Here is a 20,391-nt window from a genome sequence, read left to right as displayed (position 1 = left end):
ATTATGGATGCACGGAGCGCCGTATGCACAGGGAAATGCAGATGAGGATTGTCCAGCTATAACGCCTTATCTTGTAGATGGCGAGAATAGACCAGCAATTATCGTATGTCCAGGCGGTGGTTATGGCATGCGAGCGCACCATGAAGGAGAACCGATTGCACAGTGGTTGAACAGTTTAGGCATTTCTGCGTTCGTTTTGCGATATCGGGTGGCGCCTTATCAATATCCTTGCGCACTGCTGGATGTTCAACGGGCGATACGTACCGTCCGTTTCAAAGCAGAAATGTATCGAATTAATCCGAATAAAATAGGCATTCTTGGATTTTCAGCAGGCGGGCATTTAGTTTCGAACGCGGGGACAAGCTATGACCAAGGGAATGAAAATGCAGAGGATGTTATTGAACGACAGTCCTGCCGTCCGGATTTACTCGTCTTATGTTATCCTGTCATCACACTCAAAGACCCTTTTACGCATGCGGGCTCAAGAGAAAATTTGCTTGGCAAAGAAGCGAACCTGAATCAAATCGAACAGCTCAGCAATGAAACGCAGGTAACCCCTGATACACCGCCAACTTTTTTATGGCATACAGCAGATGATGGCGCCGTTCCTGTCGAGAACAGCCTTTTGTTTGCATCCGCGCTGAGCAAGCACCAGATTCCTTTTGATCTTCACGTGTATACGAAAGGACGTCATGGGCTTGGCTTAGCCGAGGATGAGGAGCATACAAAAGAATGGACGGCTGCTTGCGCATCGTGGCTAGCATTTAATGGGTACAAATAATAGCTGTAATCTACTATTCACAGACGATTATTTGTCTGACGAAGCTGCCTTTTCGAGTCATGCAGCGATCTAAGATGGTAAGGCCTGCGTTTGCAATAAGCTCGTCCATTGGATCAGCAGTCACAATGACAGCTTTGTTTGCGATTCGGCGAGTATGCTGCAGCAAGGAGAATTGTGCCTCAGGTGTCGTATTAGAGAAATGATTGTAAGGCATATCTACAATGGCTACATCATAATGGTCTGAGATATCAGCAATATCACCGCAAACGGCATCTGTTTCATATTCGAAATGAGCCAGGTTTTCACGTGTCCCGCGAATGATAAAATGATTGATATCTCGGCCGACGATGTTCATGCCCATAGACAGCGCCTCTACCAGTACCGTCCCAATGCCGCAGCAAGGGTCGATCGCTTTGATCCCGACTGGATTCGGGATAGCGATATTGGCTATGGCGCGCGCAATTCGCGTGCTGAGTGCAATGGAATAGCTGCGCGGTTTTTGCATGTGAGCGAGCCAGACGGCTTTGCTTTTTATATAATTGCCAAAGTACCAGCGTCCGCCCCAAGTTAAAATGCCAAAAACGCGATCAGGTTTGCGTACATCAGCCTCGCCTTCGATATAAACGCCAAGTTCACGTTCAATTGCGCGTTGTCCTTCAAAATCGATTTTGTTTTCCGCCGTCAGGTCATTCATTTTTAGGAAAATCACCTTAAATGTAGCCTCTCCTAATTGAATTTGCTTCACCTGCTCCAAAATATCCTCAAGCCGTTCGCCTTGATATAAAACTTCAAGCCGTTCTCTCATAAAAGGACTTCGATCGGGATGTACGTCTATTTCGCTAAACAAAAGATCAGTTTCTGATTGTTTTCCAAATAAAGAACGCATCTCCAAGCGGCATAAATCAGCCTCTTCAATGCGATAGCCATAGGTATATACGAATAGATTGTTTCTATTTTCCAAGTTATTGTCGCATCCTTTGTATAATTGAATTGAAGCCTCTAGTATACATGAAAAGGATGGGCGGACAAAGGAATGGCGATGTGCGATTAACGCTTAGTGTAGCGAATCAGTCGGTTATGAATGGTTTTTTTTCTACCAAAAAGCTTGAGAAACAGCAATGGCGATTGGCGCGGCAAGCGGAATTCAAAGTGATACAGCCATGCCGCAAGCTTGAATTTAAGCGTTAAATAATAAAGAAATGACTTGATGTTGCTGTAATTGTGAAGCCAGCCAAGCTCCTTCGTACTGTCTGTCATCATTTTAAGGTTGATGATTCTTGCCAAATCTTTTTTTGCAGGGGCGACAGGATTGTGTTTGAAATTGTTGATCAGCATCGAAAGGATCGTTTGGATGTGGTAGGACGCCATATCCTTTCTATAATGGGCATGCGCTAATAAACCGAATTTCTCGGATAAGCTCTTTCGCAGCTGGTACTGCAGAACAAGGCTTTCTTCAAGATAATGCTTATAGGGAGAACGTATCAGACTGTTCAGATTGTTAACCGTGTTGTGAAAATACAAAGGGTCCGGAATCGCGCAGACACGATCAGAGGCCAGCAAGGCTTCCAAATGGAAAATGGTATCTTCTCCTACCGTTAATCCCTCGTTGTACAGAATCTCGTTTTTTTCAAGCGATGCGCGAAGAAATAGACTGCGCCAAGTAAAACACAGGTCATTATTAGAATGAACAGCTGCGGCGCTTAGTATTAAATCTTTGCCGTTCATAACGGTATGCAGCCGAAAGCAGGGCGATACGTTCTGTTTGGTTGGAATTGTCGCGTAACCTCCAATCAACACTTCGCAAGCATGCTCTTCTGCCATGGCGTATAGCTTTACGAAAAAAAGCGGATCGATTTCATCATCAGCATCAAGAAAGGCGACGTATTTGCCGCTTGCCGCTTGTAAACCGGTATTTTTGGCGCTGCTTGCACCGCCGTTTGGCTTGTGAATCACTTTAACTCTATTGTCTGTTATAGCGAATTCTTCGCATATCGCGCCGCTGAGATCAGTGGAACCGTCATTGACGAGCAGCACCTCAATATTTCGAAAAGGCTGATTAAGAATGCTTTTCAAACAGGGACGCAGCCAATTTTCAGCATTGAATATAGGTACAATCGCACTTATCGCGTAATTCATAGGCTACACCTCTGACGTGTTCGATCGTTTGAATTTCATAAAGCAATGTTCAAAATAATCATATCATATTCGTTATAAAGAACAACCTCTTATTTTTAAACCAATTATTATCTCTAGCACAAATAAGTGGTAATATGAACAGATGAGGAGAGGGGTGACAGGACTGAAAATTAAAATAAGATGGTTTGTCGTCGTGTTTCTCATTGCGGGAAGCTGGCTAGGAAACCTTTGGTATTTTCAGAGCATGCAGCTGAAGGAGGCGCTGTTTCTAAAGCATGACAGCACCATAAATGGGAGCACTGGTGAAATACTTGATTTTACATTTTTTGAAAATAAACAAGCATCTAATAAAGTAAGCAGCATTCAAATAGAAGAACTGCCCGAATTTCGATTTCAAATTTATAAAAGAAACATACATACTCATCAATCTGAGATGCGAGCCTCTGGACAATTGATGCCAGATCTTATCAACGAGGATAGGAAAATACCGTTCACAATAAGAGAGATTACGGTGTATTACGAAAAAGGGCAGTCTAGAAAAGTTCCGATTGGTGAAATTAATGTCGTGTGGAATAAACGAGAAAGCATACTGGACTTTGCTTCGGGAAGCTCATCCTCAAATGGCTCTGGAAGCTATAAGGTTTATGTAAGGAAAACGGCTGTTTTGGAGAAGATTGAATATACGTTCAGCGACAAAGTGAAGCCATGGTTCAAGCTTGATCTATCAGGGAAGCCGCTTGCGTCGGTTGAATTCCCTATGAAGCTGTCGCAAGATGATTCATTAGCATTTACATATCAATGGTCTATTCCGGATAATGAGCCCGAAGCCGTCTCGATGTTTAAATCCAAAATCATTCTTCATTTCAAGCTGGAAGATGGACAGGAAATGATTGAGGATATTCCGATTAATCATAACCTTAATTTTAGTGAGCGGCAGCTGAAGCGTTTAGTCCGTTCGGGAGGTGAAATGCATTGAGCACCCCTTTCAGACGTGAACTAAGGAGACTTGGCTGGGGCCTTGTTATTGCAATGATTGATATAAGGATTGGATACTTTGATTTGCTGCCTGACATTATAGGTTACTTGATGGTTTTGTCAGCCCTGCAGCATCTGGGCTCCATGCACCCGGCATATAAAAAAGCGAAGTACATTTCTATTGTTCTGGTCATTCTTACTATTCCAGTTCTGTTTATCCAAACAAATGTAATGATTACGGAATTTTCGTCTATACCGCTCGCCGTCCATCTCTATTCGCAACTGCTGTTTATTCTTCATATTTTGATGGCGTATTGGATTTTCAATGGACTTATTGAAATGTTGAAACAGGATGGGGCTGTTCAGTTGTTGGATACTGCGATTAGCCGCAGAAATACTTATTTGGTGTTCAACATTTTAATGGTTATAATATATCCGTTCTTGTTGAATGTAGAAGATAGCTGGGTCATGCTGTTAATCGCTTTTGGAATATTGTTATTCATTATGGAGCTGCTATTTCTTCGATTGCCATTTCGAGTCTCAAATGTGAGAGAGAAAAGGTCGTTGAATTAGCGGAAAAGGGGGATCTCATGTCTTTTGTAAAACGGTTGCGATGGTTTTTTAAGGATAGATGGGGCAGCTATGCGCTTGCCATAGGCATTATGGCGTTAGTTAGCCTGCTCTCCACAATACCGCCTAATCTAATTGGCCGGACGGTTGACAACATCCGCGATGGTCAGCTGACCTCAGCTGGTTTAACGCAGACGGTGTTGACACTAGTTCTGCTTGCGTTATTTCTTTACGTCATGGTCTATATATGGATTACGACACTGTTTGGCAATTCGGCGCTTATCGAGAAGGTGCTGAGAGGGAAGCTGCTCGCAAATTTAACAAGGATGACGCCTGCTTTCTTTCAGCGCAACAGCACGGGACAGCTGATGGCGCTCGCGACTAATGATGTACTCGCAATTGGCCAGACAGCGGGATACGGTGTAATGACGCTCGTCAACACGCTGGTAGGGGCATCGGTAGTCATTATTATGATGATTTCATTAGTCAGCTACAAATTAATGATCGCGGCACTTATTCCGCTTCCGTTGCTGGCAGTCGTAATTAGCAAGCTGGGCAAAAAAGTAAGAACCCGCTTTCTGGACGCGCAGGCTTCCTTTGGGAAAATGAATGAACATGCGCTGGAATCGATTTCGGGAATACGCGTTATTCGCTCGTACGTGCAGGAAAACAATGATCTTGTTGCATTTGATCATGTAACCTCAGAGGTTATGAACAAAAATAAACGAGTCTCGATTCTAAATGCGATGTTTCAGCCGATTATCTCGTTAATTGTAGGAGTCAGTTATTCGATTGGAATAGGTTATGGCTCATATCTCGTATTCCAAGACGAGATTTCACTTGGCCAGCTCATTTCCTTTAATATCTATTTGGGCATGCTCATTTGGCCAATGATTTCGTTTGGCGAGTTTATTAATGTGCTGCAGCGCGGCAGTGCTTCTGCTGACCGATTGGACTCGGCGTTAACGCAAAAGCCGGATCTTCAAGATTCAGATAAGCCTGTTGCCATTAAGTTGCCTACGCGCATTGAGATGAAGCAGCTCACCTTTACTTATCCTACGGCTAGCCAGCCTAGCTTGAACAATGTATCCTTTCAGCTTGAACGAGGCCAGACACTTGGAATCGTAGGGAAAACGGGGAGTGGAAAGAGTACGCTGCTTAAGCAGCTGCTGCGTCAATATCCGCTTGAAGCGGATCGTTTAATGATAGCGGGAGTTCCAGTTGAGCAAATTGAGATAGACCAGATGAGACGCTGGATTGCCTATGTGCCTCAGGAGCATCTGCTTCTCTCCAAGACCATTCGAGAAAATATTGCGCTAGGCAAGCCGAACGCAACGCTAGATGAAATCGCTCGAGCGGTTCAAATGGCTTCTTTTACAGAAGATATTGCACAAATGCCAGAAGGACTTGAAACGGTCGTTGGGGAAAATGGTGTCATGCTCTCAGGTGGACAAAAACAGCGGCTGGCGATTGCGCGGGCATTGCTCGTTGATTCCGAAATATTGCTGCTGGATGATTCACTCTCGGCTGTTGATGCACGGACGGAAAGTCGAATTCTTCACCATATTCGTTTGGAGCGTGAAGGAAAGACAACATTTATTACGACTCATCGCCTATCAGCGGTTAGCCACGCGGACTGGATACTTGTGCTGAATGAGGGCCGAATCATCGAAGAAGGCACTCATGAAGAGCTGATGCTGTTTGGCGGCTGGTACAAGGAACAATGGGAACGGCAGCAAATGGAAGCTAGCTTGGAAGAATAGGAGGCTTAGAATGCCAAAACAATCAACGGCGAGAAGACTATTCGCATATGCTCTCGTCTATAAGTTTAGAATTATCGGCGCCCTGCTTATTCTGTGCTGCGCGGTAGGTGCTGAGCTCGGCGGACCTTTTATTATAAAAACGATAATCGACAAGCATTTATCCGTCGGCGGGAATGATATCATGCCAGTTCTCGGGCTGCTGGGCGTTTATATGGGGCTGCTGCTTGTTGCAAGTATTAGCAATTTCTCGCAATCCTATATTTTGCAGACGACGGCGCTTCGCATTATCAAAAATATGCGTATGGATTTAATGAGTCATATCCAGCGAATTCCGCTGCGCTACTTCGACAATACGCCGATCGGGCAAATTGTATCGAGAATTGCGAACGACACAGAGGCGGTCAGGGATTTATTCATGAGCTTCATGGCGACCTTTGTTGTCAGCTTCGTACAGCTGCTCGGTATTTTTACTGCATTGTTTATTTTGGATGTGCGGCTAGCGATGTTTTGCTTGTTATTGCCGCCGCTCTTCGCGATCATTATGGTCATACATTTAAAATACTCAAAGAAATACATTACGATTATGCGCGCACGTCTCAGCGACATGAATGCGATGATCAACGAATCGATTGTCGTTATGCCGATTATTCAAGCCTTTCGCCGCGAGAAGGTGACGCTCGAAGAGTTTGAGGTGCTGAACGAGGATCGTTACGTTAACCAGATCAAGCAGTTTAGAGTTTTCTCTTTGTCTTCAAGAAACATTGTGGGCACCATTGGAAGCTTAGTAACAGCGATGGTTATTTGGTACTTTGGGCGGGCTTCACTGGAAACAGCAATTCTTTACGGCGTGTTTTATGCTTTTATCGATTATTTGGGTCGTATTTTTCAGCCGATTATCGGTATCTTCGACCAATTGACGAATGCACAGCGTGCTTTTGTTTCTGCGGAGAAGGTATTTGCGGTATTAGACATGGAAGGCATGGAGGTCGAAGAGGTAGCTCAGGTGAAACGTCCGGATGGTGTCGTGAAATTCGATAACATTACGTTTGCGTATAAAGAGGGCGAAAACGTTCTGAAGCAAATTTCATTCGAAGCGCGCAGGGGAGAGACGGTTGCATTAGTCGGTCATACCGGTTCGGGCAAAAGCTCGATCATGAATCTGCTGCTTGGCTTTTATGAGCCGGACAAAGGGAACATTACGATTGATGGACGTAATATAGCGACGTATTCGAAGCAGGAGCTGCGCAAGCATATGGGCATTGTGCTGCAAGATCCGTACTTGTTCGCAGGCGACATTAAATTCAACGTCAGCCTGTACAACAAGGACATCACAATAGATCGCGTGAAAAGCGTGCTGAAGGATGTTGGGGCGGCAACTTTTGTAGAGCAGCTGCCTGGCGGTTATGATGAGCCAGTGGTTGAGCGCGGCAGTACGTTGTCTTCGGGACAGCGGCAGCTTATCTCTTTCGCTAGAGCTTTAGCCTTCGATCCTTCTATTCTTATATTGGATGAGGCGACAGCCAGCATTGACAGTGAGACGGAGGGGCTGATTCAACAAGCCTTGAAGGTAGTCAGTGAAGGCAGGACAACACTAATTATCGCTCATCGCTTGTCCACCATTCGAGAGGCGAATCAGATTCTCGTCTTGCATCGCGGTGAAATCGTGGAGCGCGGCAATCATGATGCTTTAATGGCGCTGCGAGGCAGATATTATAAAATGTATCAGCTGCAGAAAGGCGAGAAAGTATCGACTGAGCCGTCCGCTGTTACGATGGAAACACAAGGACGATAGAAGTTTACTTTTAACGCTTTGAATAGGAATGAGAATAGCGGCAGCCATGGAATTATTCCGAGGCTGCCGCTGCTATGTTATGACCTTATAGAGTCATATATTTTTAAAGCGTGTGCTGATTTAGTTGAACTCGGCTTCATTTATGTGATCTCTTGTATCACTTCTTAGACTGCGGCTGAAGTAGAAACTCTTCCACTTGTTTGCGATGATGCTCGTCATGCTGGATAAAATCAAAAATTAAATATCCGATCGAATAGGGAGCTTTCGTTTGTGGACAATGTGTATTTCCGTGTACAGTGATAGGATGAAAAAATTGCTGCTCAGTCATTTCGGTTAATTTTTGCACGAGCTTTTGTCTTGTCTCCATCGCTTGATTCAAAATTTCAGATGGCAATACGCCGGATAATGCGTAAGCCGAGGAGGCAGCATTATATTCATCGTGGTCCGGGAATTCAACATTGCTGTGTTTTTCAGCTTCGAACAGTACGCTTGTTATGAAATATTGATCCCATCTGTCTAAATGGGCAATGATTTCTGCGGCGGACCATTTGCCTTCCTTGATCGGGTTAAGCCATGCTGGTTCAGGTGCGATATGGGATAAGGATGAATACCACGGCGCCAAGCTGCCAAACTGTTGAATAAGTTCATTTTGTTTAATCATATAATCCTCCTACAATCAGATATAACTGAATTGTAGAACATAAACCACGACAACTGCCTGTCATCGTTTCGTTCCTTTTTTTTAGCTGTAAAGCCGCCATATATTTTTCGCTCTATCTCGGATAATATCCCTCACATATATCGGCTCCATTACTTCCACGGCGTCCCCGTAGCTCAAAATCATGCCATAAACCCATTCATCCTCAGGATAAACGATTTCAACAAACATTGTACCGTCGTTCTCGCAGCGAATGATTCCTTCTTGAAAAGAATCTTCGACTCTCACCTTAACGCTAGGTTGAAAACGCATCACCAAATGTACCGTCTTCGTATTCATTTTCCATTCGGCTTCAATGGCTGCAGCGTCATAAGCGGCGATTTCTCGGTCAAAGATTTCAGATATGGCAGCTAGTTTTCGCATTCTCGATAGTCGATAAAGCTTTGTTATATTTTTGTCTCTGCAATAGCCATACAAATACCAATGGAACCCTTTATGAACGACGGAAGCCGGCTCCACGACAGCTTTAGCTGAGCAGCCTTGGGAATTGGTATAGTCAAAAGTTACGACCATTTTCTTCTGAATAGCCTGTCGAAGGAGAGTTGTTTTTTTCTTCTCCTCCTCATTGCAGCCCCATGAGGATAAATCAATAATCCATTGTTCCAGTGCTTTGTCTGTATAATGAATATCGCTTTTTTTCAATAGGGCTCGCATTTTCTCCAGCGTACGGGCAACATCAAGATCATCCGAATGGCTTTGCAGCCCTTTTAGCCCCGTCATTACGGAAACGAGCTCATCCTTAGTGAGAACCTGATGGCTTAAGCGGTAGCCTTCCATAATTTCAAAACCTCCGAGCAGTCCGGGAAATGAAAGGATGGGGATGCCTGCCATATTTATAGCTTCCATATCCCTCTGAATCGTTCGGTTTGAGACTTCAAACTTCTGGGACAATACCGAAGCACTTGTTCTGCCGTGATTCAATAAATAAATGATAACAGCGAGCAATCGTTCTATTTTCAAAGTAATCACCTGTGAATGTGGATTTATTGTAGAGAGTAGTGCTTGTTGGGTTTGGGGCGGCTGGCTATGACGAATATAGGAGCAACGAGCAGTGACTGAATGCTAATGAACCCAGAAGTAACGAGCAGAGACTGAATGCTAATGAACCCAGAAGTAACGAGCAGCGACTGAATTCTAGTGAACCCAGACGTAACGAGCAGCGACTGAATTCTAGTGAACCCAGAAGTAACGAGCAGAGACTGAATTCTAGTGAACCCAGAAGTAACGAGCAGCGACTGAATTCTAGTGAACCCATAAACAATGAGCAGAGACTGGATGCTAATGAACCCAGAAGCAACAAGCAGTTACTGAATGCTAATGAACTCAGAGGCAATAAGCAGAGATTGAATTCTGCCTAGCCTAGAAGCAACGAGCATAAACTGAATTCTAACGAACCTATATGCTGCTATTTGCAATAATCAGGTCCTAAATAAATTCTAACGAACTCAGATAACGTTATATGCGTAAAAAAGAGCTCATTTACATCAATTGAGGTCTATTAAAGCTCCCTAGGTTCGTTAGAACTAAAAAGGTAGCATTTTAAAGCAAATAAGGTGTTTGGTGTTCGTTAGTTTTCAGTTGTGGGGAACTATTGCCCATCCTTTCATTTTCAAACTAATTCGATAAGCCTTTATTTTTGCGATTAAATCCTATGAATATCGTATCTTTCGACATATTAATAGGAGTTTCGTAGAGAATTTAGAAGGGCAACACATCTCTAGGCACGCTTAAGTATTTGAAAATATTGTAACATTAAGCTTGAATATACGGAAAGAACCACTTCGGCATTTTTAAAATAGACAAAATGACCCATTAAAGTTACATGTTAAGTTATGTACATGGTACTTAAAACACAATTTCAGTCTTTTTAAAACAAATCCTTCTACCAATTGACAGGAAAAATGTTCCGTTGTATACTCTCCATAAAGTCTTGTGTTAGTTTACATTACATTTAAAAGTAGATGGTTCATAAACTTTGGGCCCGAAGTTGAAATCCCCTTCCTTCATCAATGCAAATAGTCTGTTCACGGATGTTATGCATGCTTTTGGAGTAAGGGGATTTTTTATTGCCATCTATGAACAAATGTGCATGTTTACGAGAACTTAATTTCATTTTGATGTTGTGATTACACTTTGTAGCTAATCTAATTGTTGGGTAAACTATTTTATTCATTAATGGTTGTGGAGAGGGGAAAATGTAGGATGCACAAATTGGTCATACGAATACAAAGAAAAGCTTGCATGCTGTTAGCGGCTCTTCTTTTGGTTGGAGGTACGCTCGGCAGCTTAGGTGCGCCGGTTCAGGCGTCGCCTGCAGGAGATAATATCGTTATTTCACAAGTGTATGGTAGTGGGGGAAACGGAACTGGCTCGACGTTTAAGCAAGATTTTATTGAGCTTTACAACCCGACGAATAAAGAAATTTCCTTAAATGAAATGAAATTGTTTTACGGATCGGCAACTTCGTTGGTGGGAGTATGGCCGGAGAGTTTCATGCAATTAAAGAATGTTACGATAGGAGCCGGAAAATATTATTTAATTCAACAGTCTGCAGGTGCAGATGTTAATGCTCCTAACCTGCCTAGCCCGGATGATACTGGTACCCTAGCCTTGGGCGCAGCGGGTGGAAAGGTAAAGCTAGTAGATAGTAAAAATAATATTATCGATCTGGTTGGTTATGGTACCAGTCCAGAGTTTGAAGGAACAGGTTCTGCTGGTACTTCACTTACTAATGTTACAGCAGTGATTCGTAAAGGCAATCGCGCTCAGGACACTGATAACAATAAAGCGGATTTCGAAGTGGGCACTCCTGACCCGCGCAACTCCTCTTACGGCGTTGTTTCTGACAAAATTGAAGCAGTAACGCCAGACGTAAACGAAGGAGCTGTACTTCCGGGTACAATCATTAAGCTCTCGACGCCAACGGTTGGCGCTAGTGTTTACTACAGTGTATACGGTGCAGGAGAAACGCAAGTTGCTCCAGAGGACTTTACATGGTATCAACCGAATGTAACAGAAATTAAAATTGATGCGCCTACAACGGTTCATACTTATGCCAAAAAAGAAGGTTTTCCAAATAGTGCTTTGCGTGAATATTCTTATACGATATCTACACTAGTGACTATCGCGCAAGCACGTGCGGCTGCACTTGGTACAAGCGTAACGCTTAGTGGTGTTGTAACACATCGAGCGGATTCAGGCGCTTTTGTAAATCTTTTTGTACAGGATCAAAACGGAGGCATTATTGTCAGAGTTCCAAACAGCGTCTCCGCACAACCGGGCGACATGATTGAGGCTTACGGCAAGCTGACTGAATTTTCGGGATTGCTTCAATTGGAGGCATCTGCTGAAAATGCAAAAGTAACGGGTTCTGCTCCTATTCCAGATCAGATCGTTGTTGATTCTTCGAGCTTTGGCAAAACGACTGAAAATCGCAACAAATTCGAAGGTCGTTTGGTTCAAGTCAAAAATATTAAAGTTGAAAGTGTTGCCAGCGGCGTTGTTACAGCTACCGATGCTGTGAATGGCGGCAAAGTTATTATTTATTCTTCCGATGCTTCGTTCGTGGCAGGTAAAACTTTCGAGCAGGTTACTGGCGTTATGACGTTCCATTCCAGTGTAGGATTGGAATTATTGCCGCGTAATACACTAGACATTGTTGAGAAACGGTTGGCTGTTCAAGCGAGCATTCCGTCAGGCGGCATTAACGCTGGAGGAGCTGTATCGCTAAGCTCACTAGTTCCGGGTGGTGTGATTCGTTACACGACAGACGGAACTGTTCCTACAGCTACAACAGGAACGCTTTATACGAAAGCCATTGTTGTAAATGCGGATATGGTCATTAAAGCAGTCGTAACAGATGGTGGAGTGACAAGTGATGTATCGACGTTTACGTATAAAGTATTAGAAAATACGAATGGTATTGCCATTCATACAATTCAAGGTGAGACGCATAAATCGATCTATACCAATGTAAAGGTTTCGAATGTTACTGGTATTATTACTTCGGTCAGCGCGAATTCCTTCTACATGCAGGCACCTGATGCGGATCAGGATGAGAATTCGAATACGTCCGAGGCTATTCAGGTGTACAAGCCAGCACATGGCCTAGCTGTTAAGGATGGAGTATCAGTCACAGGTACTGTAGAGGAATTTGGAAACAGTCCATCTTTGACTGTAACGCAAATCAATGCATCAACAATCACTAAGGTATCGAGCGATAACCAGCTTCCTAAAGCTACATTGGTAGGAACAGGCGGTCGAATCATTCCTAACCTGATCGATACCGACAGCTTCAGTAAGTTCAACCCAGAAAACGATGCAATTGATTTCTTCGAGAGTTTGGAGAGCATGCTCGTTGAAGTGAAAAATCCAACGATTACTGGACCTTACGCGAATGCGGTAACTCCAATTACGTTTGATAATGGTGCTAACAATCCAGTGAAAACCGCTGTAGGCGGAATTGTATTGCAAGGAAATGGTTTGTCTGCAATTGATAGCAGCTTGAACCCGCAGAAGCTGTATGTAGGCGGATCAAAGCCAGCTGGTGCAGAGATTAAAACTGGCGATGCTTTTAACGGCAATATCGTTGGCGTTATTCAATACGCTGGTGATCTGTATAAACTGCTGCCTACACAAGCTTTGCCAACTATCGTACGCAGCGCAAACGTCCAGAAGGTAACGAATATTGTACCGAACCCGGACAAGTTGACGATTGCTACATTTAATGTGGAAAACTTCAGCGCAGATCAAACAGCTAAAGCTGCAAAAATTGCTTCAATTATTGTAACGAATATGAAGCAGCCAGACATTATCGGTTTAATGGAAGTACAAGACAACGATGGCGAAAAGGATACTGAAAATACGGATGCTGCCCAAAGCTTCAAAACGCTGATTGATGCGATTAAAGCAAAAGGCGGACCTACGTATTCTTATACAGACATCGCTCCTGAGAGAAATAAAGATGGCGGCGCTCCTGGCGGTAATATCCGCGTTGGTTTCTTGTATAAAGACGACCGTGTAACGCTTGCTCAAGGAACGAAAGGCGATTACAAATCAACAATTAAGGTAGACGGAATTGGCGGCTTAACGCAAAATCCTGGCCGTATTGGCTCTGATGACGCTTCAACATTTGCTTCATCTCGTAAACCGCTTGTAGCAGAATTTATGTTCCAAGGAAAACGAGTTGTTGCGATTGCGAACCATCTGAATTCAAAAGGTGGAGACGGCAAGCCTTGGGGCGATGTTCAGCCGGTTGTTCGCAGCAGCGAAGTACAGCGCGCGAAGCAAGCGGAAGCTGTTAACAGCTTCGTGAAGGAATTGACAACGAAAGACCCAGAAGCAAGCGTAGTCGTGTTAGGCGACTTTAACGATTTCCAATTCTCAGGTACACTGAACAAAATTAAAGGCAATGAATTAACGAATCTTGTTGATACGCTGCCGGTTTCAGAACGTTACTCGTATATCTATGACGGTAACTCTCAAACGCTTGATCACATTCTCGTGGATAAAGCAAATGGGACAAAAGCAGAAATCGACGTAGTACATGTCAATGCAGATTTCTCTACAGAACAGGGCAGAGTTAGCGATCATGATCCGCTTCTCGCGCAGTTGGATCTTTCAGCTAAGAAAAAGAAAGAATTTGCAATGACCGTATTGCATACAAATGATACGCATGCGAATTTGGATTTAGATACGACGAGCGTACCGAACAATATCTTACGCCGTGTGACGGCGATTAAGGAAGCGAAAGCAAGCTCGAAGAATCCGATTCTGGTCGATGCTGGAGATGTGTTCTCAGGCTCGCTGTATTTCAACAAATACCTGGGACAAGCGGACCTTGCATTTATGAATTTAGTTAAATACGATGCGATGACCTTCGGTAATCATGAATTTGACAAAAATTCGAATGTACTTGCTGATTTTATTAAAAATGCAACGTTTCCTTTCGTTTCATCAAATGTGAATTTTTCGAAAGATGTTGTTTTGAACGAATTGTTCAAAAACGAAATTGGCAATGGAACCGTTGGTGCAACCATATATCCGGCACTTATTAAAGATATTAATGGTGCGAAAGTCGGAATCATTGGTCTTACCACGGAAGATACGGCTAATATCGCTTCACCGGGCGATGTAACTTTCGAAAATGCAGTCGAGAAAGCCAAAGAGACAGTTGCTATGCTTCAAGGAAAAGGCATTAACAAAATCATTGTTTTATCTCACATTGGTTATGAGGCAGATGTGGAGCTTGCTAAAGCGGTGCAAGGTATCGATATCATTGTCGGAGGACACAGTCATACGAAATTAGATGCAGCAGTTGTCGACAATTCGGATCCGAGCGCACCAAAGCTTATCGTTCAAACGGGTGAAAAAGGCCAGTTCCTTGGCAAGCTTGAAGTGAGCTTTAACGATGAAGGTATTCTAACCAAATGGCATGATCAACTGATATCCATCGATGCGATGACAGGTAAGGAATTTAACATTGCTGAGGATACCGAAGCTAAACAAATTTTAGAATCGAAGTATAAGCCCGGCGTTGTTGAGATGTCAAAAACGGTAGTAGGAAATACGGATGTTATATTGAATGGCCTTCGTGCTGATGTTCGTTCAAAAGAAACGAACCTTGGAAATTTGATCGCTGACGGTATGCTGGCAGCAGCGAAAGCGGCAGGAACAAATGCGGTCATTGCGCTGCAAAATGGCGGCGGAATACGTGAAACGATTAGTGAGGGGCCGATCACTCAAGGGGAAGTATTAACCGTTCTTCCATTTAATAACGATTTGGTTACGATCACTTTAACGGGCCAAGAAATCAAGGACGCAATGGAAAACGGTGTGTCTACGATTACAACGACTAAGGACGGTCGCTTCCCGCATATCGCTGGAATGCGTTTTGACTATGACTCGACTAAACCAGTAAACGAGCGTGTAGTGCGCATTCAAGTGAAAAACGGAGATAGCTACGTTCCGATTGATTTGAAAGCAAAATATGAAGTTGCGACAAATGCTTTTACGGCCAAAGGCGGAGATTTCTATGCTTCACTTGAGAAGGCTTATAAAGAAGGACGCGTAAACTTATTGTATTTGCCGGACTATGAAGTATTTACGAGCTACATTCAGAAGCTTGGAACGATCACGGCAGCAACTTCAGCTGTTGAAGGCCGTATTACAGATCTAAAAGGCGAACCGCTTCCAGGTGAGAACGATCCATTCAAGCTAACGATTATGCATGTTAACGACACGCATGCTCACCTTGATTCGATTGCAAAACGTTTTACAGCGATTAAAGAAATTCGTGCAGAAGTAAAAGACTCTATCTTGCTTGATGCAGGAGATGTGTTCTCAGGTACGCTCTTCTTCAACAAATATCTTGGTCAAGCGGACTTGGAGTTTATGAATAAGATTGGTTATGACGCGATGGTATTCGGAAACCACGAATTCGATAAAGGTCCATCCGTTCTTGCTGATTTTATCAAAAAAGCAGAGTTCCCGTTTGTAAGCTCAAATATCGACTTCAGCAAGGAAACTGCACTGAACGGACTTGTGTCTGATCAGGCAATCGGTAAACCGGCTGCGAAAGGTAAAATTTATGACGCGATTATATTGGATGAAGGCGGGCAAAAGATCGGCGTATTCGGCTTAACAACGGAGGACACAAAATTCCTTGCTTCGCCAGGAGATAATATTGTGTTCGAGGATTATATTAAGAAAGCTGAAGAAACGGTCAAAATGCTCCAAAAAGAAGGCATCAATAAGATTGTGGCATTGACGCATCTAGGAAATGAATTTGATAAAGTATTGGCTGAGAAGGTTACGGGCATCGACGTTATCGTCGGTGGACATAGCCACACGAAGGTTGACGCACCGCTTGTATATCATGCTGCGGGAGAACCGACACTCGTTGTACAGGCAGAACAATATGGAAATTATTTAGGCCGCTTGGACCTCGAATTCAATAACAAAGGGATATTGACCGCATGGAATGGCAAGCTGCTTACAATTAGCGACTATGCAGCGGACCCGGAAGCTGTTGAAATGTTGAAGCCATACAGTGCGGGTGTTGCCGATATTCAGAAGCAAGTCATCGGTAAAACAAATGTGTTCCTGGATGGTGATCGTAATTCTGTACGGTCAAAAGAAACCAACTTAGGAAACTTGATCACAGACGGAATGGTCTCAAAAGTAAAAAGCTTCGTAAACAGCAACGAGGCATTGAAGCAATTGGATGTAAAAGGTTATGTTGGCATTCAGAATGGCGGAGGTATTCGCGAATCAATTAAGAAAACCGCTGAGGGTAAAGTGGATGGTGACATCATGATGGGTGAATTGCTTACGGTGATGCCTTTCGGAAACAACCTTACAGCGCTTCGAATGACGGGGCAAGAAATAGTTGCAGCCCTTGAGAATGGCGTAAGTGGAATCAAAACTGGAGAAGGCCGCTTCCCGCAAGTATCGGGCATGCGCTTCTACTACGATTCTAATAAGAACCCTGAAATATTGGATGCAGACGGAAAGCTTAAGCAGGCTGGGGAACGCATTACGAAGGTTGAAATTAAAAACGCAGACGGCAGCTACAGTGCAATTGATTTGAATGCTTATTATTTTGTAGCAACAAACTCATTTATGGCTAATGGCGGCGATTTCTATCGCTCGATGAAGCAAGCCAAAGATGCTGGACGTCAGCACGAAATGAACATTGTTGACTACGAGGTATTCTTGGAGTATATCAATCAATTAGGTACGATTAATGCAACGACAGAAGGACGTATTGTTGATGTGAATGTTGTAGTTCCAACACCTACTCCAACACCAACAACACCGCCGGTGACGACGCCGACACCAACGCCAACGCCAACACCGACGACACCGCCGGTGACGACACCAACACCGACGCCAACCATCACTTTTAGTGATGTACGCGGCCACTGGGCTGCAGATGCTATTGCGAAGGCAGTGGAAATTGGTTTTGTTAATGGGTATGGAGACGGTACGTTCCACCCTGGAGACACAGCAACAAGAGCACAATTTATTACAATGGTAGGCAGAGCGCTGAAGCTTGAATCGTCGACGAGCAAGCTGGACTTTGCAGATGCAGATAAAGTTCCTGCATGGGCACGCTCCTTCTTTGCACAGCTTATCGAGGATAAGGTCATTGCAGGCTACGAGGATAACACGCTTCGACCATCAAGTGAATTAACACGAACGGAAATGACCGTTATTCTTGTTCGCGCATTAGGCATTAAAGTTGATCCGAAGGCGAAGCCGACGTTTGCTGATTTGAGTGACATTCCTGTATGGGCACGTCCTTATATCGCTGCGGCTCAAGCCGAAGGACTAGTAGCAGGCATGGGCGGCAATAAATTTGCACCTAAGAAAAATGCAACAAGAGCAGATGTGGTTACACTGATTTTGTCCGCACTAGAGTATGAAGGAAGAAACGGAATTTAATTAAGCCAAAGCGTCCCATTCCACTTGTTATGAGTGGGGTGGGACGTTTTTTTTGCTAAGTTTTGTTGTTTTCATACAAAGAAGGCGACACTTCATTTGAAACCTATGTTAAATTAGAGGGAGTAGATACCGTTTGCATTTCTAGACATAAATAGAAAGAGTGAAACTTGGATGGCTGATGATCGACTGGATGATAAGCTTAGCAAAATGATTGATGTAGCAAGGCTGTATTATGAACTGGATTATAATCAGGAAGAAATCGCTCAGAAGCTGGGGGTATCGCGCCCTACGATATCAAGATTTTTACAGCAGGCGAAGGATGAGGGGTACGTTCAAATAAAAATCGTACACCCGAACGAAAACAATTTTGTTCTGGCGAATCGTTTGGAAGCGAAGTTTGGGCTGAAAAAAGCGGTTATCGTTTCTGTGCCGCAGTATGAGGACAGCATCGTAAAGAGGTATATTGGCGAAGCGGCAGCGAACTATTTATACGATACGGTAAAAGATGGCGATATCATTGCGACAACGTGGGGAACGACGCTCTTTCAAATGGCTTCTCAGCTTAAGGATAAGCCGGTTCGCGACGTTAAGGTCGTACAGCTCAACGGCGGGGTTAGCCATTCAGAAACCAATACATACGCTTATGAAATTGTTCATTTATTCGGCAAGGCTTTCCATACGATACCTTACTTTATTCCGCTGCCGGCGCTTGTTGACCATGAGGTTGTCAAGCGGACGATTGAATCGGATCGCCATATCCGCAATATTTTGGAGCTAGGAAAGCTTTCTAATATTGCCGTTGTAACCGTGGGAGCCCCTACGGATGATTCTGTATTAATTAGAGCCAATTATTTCACAGATTCCGATCTGGAAATTATTCGCGAGAAGGCAGCTGGCGATATATGCTCACGCTATATCGATATTACAGGCAATATTTGTTCAACACTCATGAACCAGCGCACGATTGGAATCAGTCTCGATGAACTGAAGCGCAAGGACCAGTCGATACTTGTGGCGGGCGGTGCGAAGAAGGTAGATGGCATTTATGGCGCGCTGCGCGGCGGCTACACGAATGTACTCATTACCGATCAGTTTACAGCGAGGTATTTATTAGAACGGGATGTGTAGACATCCTATAGAACGAACGAGGGGATCTTAGCTGCAAAGCAGCAAATAAGATCCCCTCGTTTTTCTTCCTATATCTCTTATTGAAGTGCAAATCGCTCAGCGGAGTCAACCGTATGCTTCAGAAGCGTGGCGATCGTAACAGGACCTACGCCTGCTGGCACAGGGGTGATCGCACTTGCTTTTGCTAGGCATGCCTCGTAGTCAACGTCCCCAATATTCCCTTTATTGTACCCTGCATCAAGTACTACAGCGCCATCGCGAATCCATTCGCCTTGAATAAAGCTTGGTTTGCCGACTGCAGCAACGACGATATGGGCAAGGCGCAATAGCTCCGCTAAATTTTCTGTTTTGGAATGACAGGTTGTTACGGTTGCATTGCGGTTCAGCAGCATCTGAGAAACGGGTTTGCCTAGAATCGGGCTTCGTCCAACGACGACGGCATGTTTGCCTTCAACCTTGATGTCATAGTAATCAAGAATAGCCATAATAGCAGCAGGGGTACATGACGGATACTGGGCATAACCAAATGCATTTTGAGCAAAACCTAGCGCGGTTACACCATCAACATCCTTATGGATACTAATCGCTTCAAAGGCAGCACGCTCATCAATTTGATGCGGAACGGGGTGCTGCAAGAGGATGCCGTGAATAAGCGGGTCTTCATTAAGATGCAAAATAACGTCAATCAAATCATCTGTGGATATGTTTTTGTTCAGATGAATACGTTTGGAATCAATGCCAAGCCGCTTGCATGCATTGCCCTTCATTCGAACGTAGGTTTCAGAGGCAGGGTCATCGCCCACCAGTATTGTCGCTAAGCATGGAATGATTCCTCGCTTGCTTAGAGTCTCCACTCTTGCTTTTAGCTGCTCTTTAATTGCATCGGCCACAATGGCTCCATCCAAAATCAATTTTTCCGTCATCTTCTACCTCAGCCCCTTATAAATAGATGTTAAAAAAACATAAAAAGGCAAGGGGTATGTCCCCTTACCTTTGCCCAGGCGTACGGCTAATGATCTGTGCGCTTCCTCATGGCTATCCATGTTCCGCCAGTTACGCACAGCTTTTTAATGGTATTTTG

At 44.0% G+C, this 20,391-nt stretch carries 12 protein-coding genes and 1 riboswitch; of the genes, 7 read left to right on the top strand and 5 right to left on the bottom strand.

Translation table 11 applies throughout. The features are described 5' to 3' along the window. The first annotated feature begins 7 nt into the window (after positions 1-7). A complete protein-coding gene (locus AC0VYE_RS28830) occupies positions 8-781 on the top strand; it encodes an alpha/beta hydrolase (protein WP_475449760.1) in 774 nt (257 codons plus the stop codon). Between the two features lie 13 nt (positions 782-794). Here the strand turns inward: AC0VYE_RS28830 and AC0VYE_RS28825 are convergent, their stop codons facing one another. Both AC0VYE_RS28825 and AC0VYE_RS28820 read right to left on the bottom strand, forming a co-directional pair. Next, positions 795-1,742 carry a TRM11 family SAM-dependent methyltransferase gene (locus AC0VYE_RS28825; protein ID WP_475444092.1) on the bottom strand — a complete coding sequence of 316 codons (948 nt, stop codon included), beginning with the start codon at positions 1,740-1,742 and terminating at the stop codon, positions 795-797. 86 nt (positions 1,743-1,828) lie between these two features. Further along, the gene (locus tag AC0VYE_RS28820; RefSeq protein WP_475444090.1) at positions 1,829-2,917 is read right to left on the bottom strand and encodes a glycosyltransferase; all 1,089 of its coding nucleotides are present in this window, start codon (positions 2,915-2,917) and stop codon (positions 1,829-1,831) included. 154 nt (positions 2,918-3,071) lie between these two features. On the opposite strand from AC0VYE_RS28820, the gene AC0VYE_RS28815 reads away from it, so the two are divergent. The 4 genes from AC0VYE_RS28815 to AC0VYE_RS28800 are packed head-to-tail and all read left to right on the top strand — an operon-like array spanning position 3,072 to position 8,017. Further along, entirely contained in the window at positions 3,072-3,893 is an 822-nt protein-coding gene (locus AC0VYE_RS28815; protein ID WP_475444088.1) for a hypothetical protein, read from the top strand. Further along, complete coding sequence (locus AC0VYE_RS28810; protein ID WP_076267188.1) at positions 3,890-4,465, top strand: hypothetical protein; 576 nt, start codon at positions 3,890-3,892, stop codon at positions 4,463-4,465. The genes AC0VYE_RS28815 and AC0VYE_RS28810 overlap by 4 nt, the downstream gene beginning before the upstream one ends. Positions 4,466-4,482: 17 nt before the next feature. Further along, positions 4,483-6,225, top strand: coding sequence for an ABC transporter ATP-binding protein (locus tag AC0VYE_RS28805; RefSeq protein WP_475444085.1), 1,743 nt, complete (start codon positions 4,483-4,485; stop codon positions 6,223-6,225). A gap of 10 nt (positions 6,226-6,235) precedes the next feature. Further along, entirely contained in the window at positions 6,236-8,017 is a 1,782-nt protein-coding gene (locus AC0VYE_RS28800) for an ABC transporter ATP-binding protein (protein ID WP_475444083.1), read from the top strand. A gap of 157 nt (positions 8,018-8,174) precedes the next feature. Here the strand turns inward: AC0VYE_RS28800 and AC0VYE_RS28795 are convergent, their stop codons facing one another. Both AC0VYE_RS28795 and AC0VYE_RS28790 read right to left on the bottom strand, forming a co-directional pair. After that, a complete protein-coding gene (locus AC0VYE_RS28795; protein ID WP_475444081.1) occupies positions 8,175-8,678 on the bottom strand; it encodes a DinB family protein in 504 nt (167 codons plus the stop codon). Between the two features lie 81 nt (positions 8,679-8,759). Further along, complete coding sequence (locus tag AC0VYE_RS28790) at positions 8,760-9,695, bottom strand: helix-turn-helix transcriptional regulator (protein ID WP_475444079.1); 936 nt, start codon at positions 9,693-9,695, stop codon at positions 8,760-8,762. A gap of 1,242 nt (positions 9,696-10,937) precedes the next feature. On the opposite strand from AC0VYE_RS28790, the gene AC0VYE_RS28785 reads away from it, so the two are divergent. Continuing rightward, complete coding sequence (locus AC0VYE_RS28785; RefSeq protein ID WP_475444077.1) at positions 10,938-18,182, top strand: 5'-nucleotidase C-terminal domain-containing protein; 7,245 nt, start codon at positions 10,938-10,940, stop codon at positions 18,180-18,182. 171 nt (positions 18,183-18,353) lie between these two features. Further along, positions 18,354-19,310: a sugar-binding transcriptional regulator gene (locus AC0VYE_RS28780; protein ID WP_076267183.1), complete on the top strand. Its 957-nt coding sequence runs from the start codon at positions 18,354-18,356 to the stop codon at positions 19,308-19,310. Between the two features lie 77 nt (positions 19,311-19,387). Here the strand turns inward: AC0VYE_RS28780 and AC0VYE_RS28775 are convergent, their stop codons facing one another. Beyond that, positions 19,388-20,233 carry a bifunctional 5,10-methylenetetrahydrofolate dehydrogenase/5,10-methenyltetrahydrofolate cyclohydrolase gene (locus tag AC0VYE_RS28775; protein WP_475444074.1) on the bottom strand — a complete coding sequence of 282 codons (846 nt, stop codon included), beginning with the start codon at positions 20,231-20,233 and terminating at the stop codon, positions 19,388-19,390. A 65-nt stretch (positions 20,234-20,298) separates the two neighbouring features. After that, positions 20,299-20,377, bottom strand: a riboswitch (ZMP/ZTP riboswitch). Positions 20,378-20,391 lie beyond the last annotated feature (14 nt).

The organism is Pristimantibacillus sp. Z349TD_6, assembly GCF_056173205.1.
This window is presented reverse-complemented; position numbering and strand designations above follow the sequence as displayed.

Coding starts and splice junctions, on each gene's coding strand:
- AC0VYE_RS28830 (WP_475449760.1), top strand. CDS start 8: ATGCACGGAGCGCCGTATGCACAGGGAAATGCAGATGAGGATTGTCCA.
- AC0VYE_RS28820 (WP_475444090.1), bottom strand. CDS start 2,917: ATGAATTACGCGATAAGTGCGATTGTACCTATATTCAATGCTGAAAAT.
- AC0VYE_RS28805 (WP_475444085.1), top strand. CDS start 4,483: ATGTCTTTTGTAAAACGGTTGCGATGGTTTTTTAAGGATAGATGGGGC.
- AC0VYE_RS28800 (WP_475444083.1), top strand. CDS start 6,236: ATGCCAAAACAATCAACGGCGAGAAGACTATTCGCATATGCTCTCGTC.
- AC0VYE_RS28795 (WP_475444081.1), bottom strand. CDS start 8,678: ATGATTAAACAAAATGAACTTATTCAACAGTTTGGCAGCTTGGCGCCG.
- AC0VYE_RS28785 (WP_475444077.1), top strand. CDS start 10,938: ATGCACAAATTGGTCATACGAATACAAAGAAAAGCTTGCATGCTGTTA.
- AC0VYE_RS28780 (WP_076267183.1), top strand. CDS start 18,354: ATGGCTGATGATCGACTGGATGATAAGCTTAGCAAAATGATTGATGTA.
- AC0VYE_RS28775 (WP_475444074.1), bottom strand. CDS start 20,233: ATGACGGAAAAATTGATTTTGGATGGAGCCATTGTGGCCGATGCAATT.